Genomic DNA, 6,817 nt, shown 5'->3' on the forward strand with positions numbered 1-6,817 from the left:
ACTCAAGCAGTATCGAGCGATTGCAACGCGCTACGACAAGCGTGCGGTTAACTTTCTCGGTGCGATTCACCTCGCTGCTACGGTCATCTGGTTGAATTGATGACACGCCCTAGTCTTCCTGTCAAAATATTGTCTGGCTAGACTAGATCCAACAAAAGTGCAATATGTACGAAAAAATCACTCCTCCTGACATGGGCGAACGTATCATTTTCAAAGATGGCGAACCCGTTGTTCCAGACAACCCGATCGTTCCTTTCATTCGCGGAGATGGCACGGGCATCGACCTCTGGCCCGCCGCCCAGAAGGTCTTTGATGCCGCTGTCCAAGCTGCTTATGGTGGCAAGCGACAAATCAGCTGGTTCAAAATCTACGCCGGGGATGAAGCCTGTGAGAAGTACGGCACCTACCAATATTTGCCCCAAGATACCCTAGACGCAATTAAAGAATACGGTATTGCCATCAAAGGGCCGCTAACAACCCCGATTGGGGGCGGCATCCGGTCGCTGAATGTGGCACTGCGTCAGATTTTTGACCTTTACTCCTGTGTCCGCCCCTGCAAGTATTACCCAGGCACCCCTTCTCCCCACAAAAGCCCAGAGAAACTTGATGTCATCATCTATCGAGAAAATACAGAAGACATCTACCTGGGAATTGAGTGGCGTCAAGGCAGCGAAATTGCTAACAAGTTGATTGACATACTCAATAATGAGCTAATTCCAGCTACGCCAGAACACGGCAAAAAGCAAATTCCCCTAGACTCTGGAATCGGCATCAAGCCAATTAGTAAGACGGGTTCCCAGCGCCTAGTGCGCCGTGCCATCAAGAATGCCCTGCGGCTACCCAAGCAGAAACAGATGGTGACGCTGGTGCATAAGGGCAACATCATGAAGTACACCGAAGGGGCTTTCCGGGACTGGGGTTACGAAGTAGCGATCGCTGAGTTTCGCGCTGAGTGCGTTACAGAACGAGAATCATGGATTCTGGACAACAAAGCCCGTAATCCAGAGATTACCTTGGAAGAAAACGCCCGTCAGATTGAGCCTGGGTACGACGCCTTGACGGCAGAGAAAAAAGCCCAAATCACTCGTGAAGTGGAAGATGTTCTCAATACCATCTGGGAAACCCACGGCAACGGTCAGTGGAAAGACAAGGTGATGGTGAACGATCGAATTGCTGACAGCATTTTCCAACAGATTCAGACTCGACCGGATGAATATTCCATCCTCGCTACGATGAACCTGAATGGTGATTATTTGTCAGATGCAGCGGCAGCGATTGTCGGTGGCCTGGGGATGGGGCCAGGAGCCAATATTGGGGATCGATGCGCCATCTTTGAAGCGACTCACGGCACCGCACCGAAGCACGCTGGACTCGATCGGGTAAACCCCGGGTCGGTCATTTTGTCAGGCGTGATGATGTTGGAATTTATGGGCTGGCAGGAGGCAGCTGACTTGATTAAGCATGGCCTCGGTCAGGCGATCTCTAACGGCGAAGTCACCTATGATTTGGCTCGACTCATGGAACCGCCGGTGGAGCCTCTGAAATGCTCGGAATTTGCCTCCGCCATCATCAAATACTTCCAAAGTAATTAGTAAATAGCGATTAGCAATTAGCGAGCAACCCACAGCTAATTGCTAACAGCTATGGATTTGAGAAAGTATTAATCTGACCCCCACCAATGTAGCGTCCTGGAACGCGACGAGGAGCTGTAAAGTTAGGCTGGTTCAACTGACCCGGTTGCGATCCGGAATTACCAAGATTGGAGCCAAAACCAGAGTTGCTGTTGAACCCGCTTCTTTGAGTGTTCGCTCCCGATGGGTACTGCCCATAATTACTGGTCGTTATCGGTGCCACTGGCGGTGCTATCTGTGGTGTTACGGGGACAGCAGGTGCTACAACGGGAGGAACCGCCTGGGGTTGGGTTAAATAGGTGTAAGAATTCGGGGCGGAAGAACCCTGAGTAGCGTTGCTAGTCGTGGGTAAGGGAGTGCTATAGCCTGTAGTGTTCGCTAGGGCACTTGCTGGCGGTGGTGCCATTTGCCCAGTGGATGTGGAATTGGGAAGCGTTTGTTGAGACGTATTTCCCGATGGCGATGCGTTTACTGCTTGGTTTGCCGAAGTTTGATTCAACGCTTGTTGCAGGGAGTTGACTGGCAGGACGTTTTGGTTCTGGTTAGTTAAATTGGGCACGCCAAAGCCCAGATTCGGAGTGGAGGTTGCTGTTGTAGTAGAATTTACCGCCTGTTGGTTCGTGGGTGTCAATCCCAAAAATGCCCCTGTATTGGGCTGGGGGCCAACATTTAATCCAGTATTTAATAAATCTTGTGCTGATGTCAGAAATGGATTGTTCGAGTTTTGCGGAGCTTTGGGGATTCCTGCGATCGCTTGAGGCTGCGCGGTCGATTCTGTATTAGAAGCAGTCGCCGGGTTGCGAGTCAGTTGCTCAAATAAACCTTCTTGCTGGGTGGGATCTTGAGCTTTTTCCTTTCCCTTCTTGCCAGCGCCTTGATTAGTGCCGCGATTAAATTCCTGCATGAGCGCGGGCAAGTTATCGATATCAGCGCCAATCACACTGCTTTCTTGAGAAAGGTTTGGGTCATCCGAGGGATTCTCTGCGGAATCAACTTGCCCACTCTCCGTTTCTCCATCTAAAAGGCTGTTAAGCCATTCTGGGTGTACCCAGTACTCCCATACCCCTATCACCATCATCACCAGTGCGATCGCCGATCCCCAAAACGCAGGGCGTGCGAATGTCCGTAACCGTGCTTTGAGATAGCGGATGGAGGCAGGGACTTGTTTGGAGGATGACATAAGCTGTAGTGCAGCTCGACTTGCACAAGGGATTGTAAGTCGATTTTATACGCTATTGCCTTGAACAGGAACTGTCTTAATATACAGTTTGTTAAAAGATTTCTTTCATTTTTGTAAAATTTTAGCCAAGCTTTTAGTTTACTAAAGTTTAAATTTAGGAAGTTAGAAAGGTTGCGATCGCTCAACGAGCATTAATTACTAGAAACCGAAAAACACTCACTGAGGGGCAGGGAACAGATATGCCTCTACCAAGAACGGGTGGGTTTATAGATATGCTTAGGCCATGTGCAACTTTTTCTCTCCCCAATGAATTAGGGAGAGAAAAACAGTAATTTGCACAGTGCGTTATGCTTCGCTATCGCTCAATATCTTGAGCGAGAACCGTCCCTACACGACTGACGATGACACTACCTTAAAGTTTAGCGGGCAGCTCGAAGCAGGAACCACGCCCCTGCTCCCAATCCAAACAGATTCGGTAACCAAGCAGCAATTACGGGAGAGAGGAAGTTACTTAGTCCCAGAGCATCACCAACGGACATTAACAAATAGTAAGCAAAAATGACGATCACGCTAATCCCAAAACCCGTCGCTTTACTGGTGCGAGTCGGTCTATTGGCTAAAGCGGCACCCACAATACCAAAAACGACACAAGCAAACGGTAAAGCTATTTTTTGGTGAATGCGGATCAGAAGCTTGCGAATTTTTTGTTGATTACCACTGAGGCGTTCTAATTTCAGCCGTTCTCTGGCTTGTGCAAGATTCATTTCGCCGTAGTCGCGCCCAGAATTTGCCAAATCCAAGGCGGTACGAGGCAGCTGCAACTGTTGGTGTTCAAACTTCAAAATATTGCGGTAGGAAGCATCGGGAGAGATTAAATAAATCGTGCCTTTGAAAAAATCCCAGGTGTTTTGTCCTGGATTCCAAGCAGCAGATTGCGAAGTAACAATTTGATTGAGACCCTCCTGAGACCAATCTAAAATTGTCAATCCCTCCATCTTCTGACCGTCAAATTTTTCTGCATAGAACAGGCGTTTTAACACTTGTTCTCTGTCGCCATTGGGTAGCTTAACTTTCGTATATTCTGGATAAAAAATATTGCGTTCTTGGAAAGATGGCTTTTCTTTATTTAGAGCTTTATCTAGACTAACTTTGGCTTGATAGTTCGCAGCGGGTACTACATACTCATTAAACGTAAAGGCGATGCCGGTCACAACAAAACTCAGGACGATCGCTGGTAGCACCAATCGATAAATACTCACCCCGCAGCTACGCAGGGCAACCAACTCACTGTCAGCGGAGAGACGACTATAGGTTAATAAGGCAGCCAGTAGCACTGAGGCGGGAAAGGCATACGCCATAAACTGTGGCAGACTTAACAGCAGGACTTTCAATACGAGCGATGCGGGTAGACCTACATCCACAGTCCTTCTCATCAGGTCAAATAAACTGCCAATCGTTACCCCGATGGAAGAAAAGAATCCCATGCCAAATAGGAAAGGCGCGACCAGCTCGGTGCCAATATAGCGATCCATCACCGAGACTGTCGAAATCAGGGGGGAGAGCGGATTGAAAGATTTGGTCATTGGTCAAGGAGCGATGGGTAGGGAACGGGTAATGGGTAATGGGTAATAGGTAATTGGAGGAAAGTTTTAAGGAGTAGAAGACTTACAGTTATCGCGTCTGAAATTTTGAATTCAAAACTCTCTTGTGGTTTCAAAATTCAATGCTTCTTACTGATGACTCTTGTAATTACCAATTCCCGATTACCGATTACCCAAGGCTATCTTTGGAAGTCATCTCCTAAGTAGTACTGTCGCACTAAGGGGTTATTGTAGAGTTCTTCTGAATTGCCAGAGGCGAGGATTTGTCCGTCGCGCATAATGTAGGCTCGATCGGTGATGGCGAGGGTTTCGCGGACGTTGTGATCGGTGATTAAGATGCCCATGTAGCGATCGCGTAGTCCGGCAATAATTTTTTGAATCTCCGATACGGCAATCGGATCGACACCGGCAAACGGCTCATCCAATAGCAAAAATTTTGGCCCTTCTCGCCCTGACGCTAAGGATCTCGCCAACTCGGTGCGCCGACGTTCTCCCCCAGATACCCGAATCCCCAGCGTATTTGCTACTTTTTCTAGCCGAAACTCTTGCAGCAAACCATTTAGACGGTTTTGCCACTCGCGACGAGGCACGCCTGTTTGTTCCAGCACCAAGAGAATATTGTCTTGGACGGTGAGGTTGCGGAAAATACTGGCTTCCTGAGCAAGATAGCCAATGCCTAAATGCGCTCGTTTGTGGATGGGTAAGGTGGTGATGTCCTGGTCATTTAGCCAAACCGTACCCTGATCGGGTTTTTCCAAGCCAGTTGCAATGTAAAAGGTCGTCGTTTTCCCAGCACCGTTAGGGCCGAGTAGTCCCACGACTTCCCCTTGCGCCACCGAAAGGTTGACGCGATTGACGATCGCACGTTTGCCGTAAGACTTGTGAATATTCTCCAGTACGATTTTCATCATCGAAATAGCTAATTGTTCATTGCTAATGGCTAACTGCTAATTATTAAAAGCCATTAGCGATTAGCCATTCGCGATTCGCGATTAGCCATGTGACAAATGGCTAGCGACTATTCGGCGTTTTGAAGGCTGGTTTAGGATTGACGGCGGGAGCTGGTGGCGCTACGGGTGTAGTTGGAGAATTTGGATCGGCGACCAGATAAACTGATTCTACCTGCCGATTGGACTGAGGCAGGGCAACAAAGCGTCCTTCATCGATCAGATAGGTGATTGTCTCGCCTCGGAGACTATTGCCTTGTTGCAGGACGTAGACGTTACCACTCAGAACGATGCGGCGTTCTTTGCTGAAATACTGAGCTTGGGCAGCAGTTGCCTGGATCTGCCGCGAGGGGTAATACATTTGCACGTTGCCACGAGCTGTTACTACACCTGTTTTCGAGTTGGCTTCTTGCACATCAGAACGGACGGTGAGGGCGCGTCCGTCATCGGCGGTTTGGGCTTGGGCGGTTTGGATTTGGGTGGGGATAGCGATCGCTCCCGCTAAAACAGCTGGCAGCATCAGCACTAATCCCAGGCGACGCATTAGACTTTGATTAAATTGAGATGAGGTCATCATGGGTCTTGCGGAGACATCAAAGACGGTGATCGGCTCTTGTGCCTAGTTTACTCTCTCTAAAGGATCGATCTAGAACAAATCCAGCGATAACCAGGCACAACAATCCCGACGTTTCTGAGTCTTGAGAAGTTTCTAAGCCTCTATTCGCAGTATTTTTGGCAAATGTGAGACATTCTCGTCTTGTTGCATCTGTTCTACAAAATCAACCACGTTTTCTGCTCCAGCTTCTTGCAGTGCTGTCAACAGTTCGGCACTCTGTTCCCGCAGTTCGGTGACATCAATTCCACTGTAAGCAGGTTCGTATGCCTCCAAGCGGCGCATTCCCTCTCCCAGTAAAATAACTGCACCGCGCCAGTTAAGGTTGCCTAGGTGATAACATCCAACGGCAATTTGCAGCACTCCCTGATAAAACCTTTTTTCCGGCTCGCTGGCTTCCATCCACAGAGCCTCTAAGGTGTCGTGGCAGGCGTAAAATTCATGCTGATTAAACTCTTCGATCCCTTGCCAAAATTCAGATGGGATTTCTTCAGTCATTAGTCGGGAACTATATTAATAATTTCATTACTCTGCCGTTTTCAGTTCCCTACCGTCAAGCACCTTCCCTCGTGGTTATGGTTGTGTTCAGGCATCACCACACTTATCGCTCCAGACGAAGATGCCTATGTTTAGCTGCTTCGCGCGTGGGTGATGGAAAGCCTCCAAAACAAGCGATCGCTTTAAGTTTTTAACGGATAGAAAAAACTGCTGTAAAATGCTTTATTTAAGTTTAACGTCAGTTCGGGTTAAGCAGAAGCAGGCAAAGCCGCATCAATGAGCAGGGAAGGCTTCTTGGGCTGGTGACAGTAGGCAATCAAGCCGCAGACCAAGTTGACGAAGCAATT

The 6,817-nt window shown here is 48.5% G+C and carries 6 protein-coding genes and 1 pseudogene; 2 read left to right on the top strand and 5 right to left on the bottom strand.

Translation table 11 applies throughout. The annotated features are described in order from the left end of the window. Both NDA06_RS25990 and NDA06_RS25995 read left to right on the top strand, forming a co-directional pair. Nucleotides 1-100: pseudogene (locus tag NDA06_RS25990) on the top strand (IS5/IS1182 family transposase); the annotation flags it as partial. 64 nt (nucleotides 101-164) lie between these two features. Next, nucleotides 165-1,592, top strand: a complete 1,428-nt coding sequence (locus NDA06_RS25995; RefSeq protein WP_348251925.1) for an NADP-dependent isocitrate dehydrogenase — start codon at nucleotides 165-167, stop codon at nucleotides 1,590-1,592. A 49-nt stretch (nucleotides 1,593-1,641) separates the two neighbouring features. On the opposite strand, the gene NDA06_RS26000 is transcribed toward NDA06_RS25995, so the two are convergent. The 5 genes from NDA06_RS26000 to NDA06_RS26020 all read right to left on the bottom strand — a co-directional run bounded on the left by NDA06_RS26000 (nucleotide 1,642) and on the right by NDA06_RS26020 (nucleotide 6,470). Continuing rightward, nucleotides 1,642-2,811 carry a hypothetical protein gene (locus NDA06_RS26000; RefSeq protein WP_190987188.1) on the bottom strand — a complete coding sequence of 390 codons (1,170 nt, stop codon included), beginning with the start codon at nucleotides 2,809-2,811 and terminating at the stop codon, nucleotides 1,642-1,644. Between the two features lie 419 nt (nucleotides 2,812-3,230). Next, the gene (locus NDA06_RS26005; RefSeq protein ID WP_242028858.1) at nucleotides 3,231-4,394 is read right to left on the bottom strand and encodes an LptF/LptG family permease; all 1,164 of its coding nucleotides are present in this window, start codon (nucleotides 4,392-4,394) and stop codon (nucleotides 3,231-3,233) included. A gap of 197 nt (nucleotides 4,395-4,591) precedes the next feature. Further along, nucleotides 4,592-5,320, bottom strand: a complete 729-nt coding sequence (gene lptB, locus NDA06_RS26010) for an LPS export ABC transporter ATP-binding protein (protein WP_190413049.1) — start codon at nucleotides 5,318-5,320, stop codon at nucleotides 4,592-4,594. Between the two features lie 103 nt (nucleotides 5,321-5,423). Next, nucleotides 5,424-5,936: an LptA/OstA family protein gene (locus tag NDA06_RS26015; protein WP_190987189.1), complete on the bottom strand. Its 513-nt coding sequence runs from the start codon at nucleotides 5,934-5,936 to the stop codon at nucleotides 5,424-5,426. Nucleotides 5,937-6,068: 132 nt separating this feature from the next. Continuing rightward, nucleotides 6,069-6,470, bottom strand: a complete 402-nt coding sequence (locus NDA06_RS26020; RefSeq protein ID WP_190425607.1) for a DUF309 domain-containing protein — start codon at nucleotides 6,468-6,470, stop codon at nucleotides 6,069-6,071. Nucleotides 6,471-6,817 lie beyond the last annotated feature (347 nt).

The organism is Trichocoleus sp. ST-U1 (assembly GCF_039961835.1).
In the GTDB taxonomy this organism is placed as follows: domain Bacteria; phylum Cyanobacteriota; class Cyanobacteriia; order Cyanobacteriales; family FACHB-T130; genus FACHB-T130.

Bases quoted from the DNA above. Each gene is read 5' to 3' on its own strand.
- NDA06_RS25995 (WP_348251925.1), top strand. From the start codon at position 165: ATGTACGAAAAAATCACTCCTCCTGACATGGGCGAACGTATCATTTTC.
- NDA06_RS26000 (WP_190987188.1), bottom strand. From the start codon at position 2,811: ATGTCATCCTCCAAACAAGTCCCTGCCTCCATCCGCTATCTCAAAGCA.
- NDA06_RS26005 (WP_242028858.1), bottom strand. From the start codon at position 4,394: ATGACCAAATCTTTCAATCCGCTCTCCCCCCTGATTTCGACAGTCTCG.
- lptB (WP_190413049.1), bottom strand. From the start codon at position 5,320: ATGAAAATCGTACTGGAGAATATTCACAAGTCTTACGGCAAACGTGCG.
- NDA06_RS26015 (WP_190987189.1), bottom strand. From the start codon at position 5,936: ATGATGACCTCATCTCAATTTAATCAAAGTCTAATGCGTCGCCTGGGA.
- NDA06_RS26020 (WP_190425607.1), bottom strand. From the start codon at position 6,470: ATGACTGAAGAAATCCCATCTGAATTTTGGCAAGGGATCGAAGAGTTT.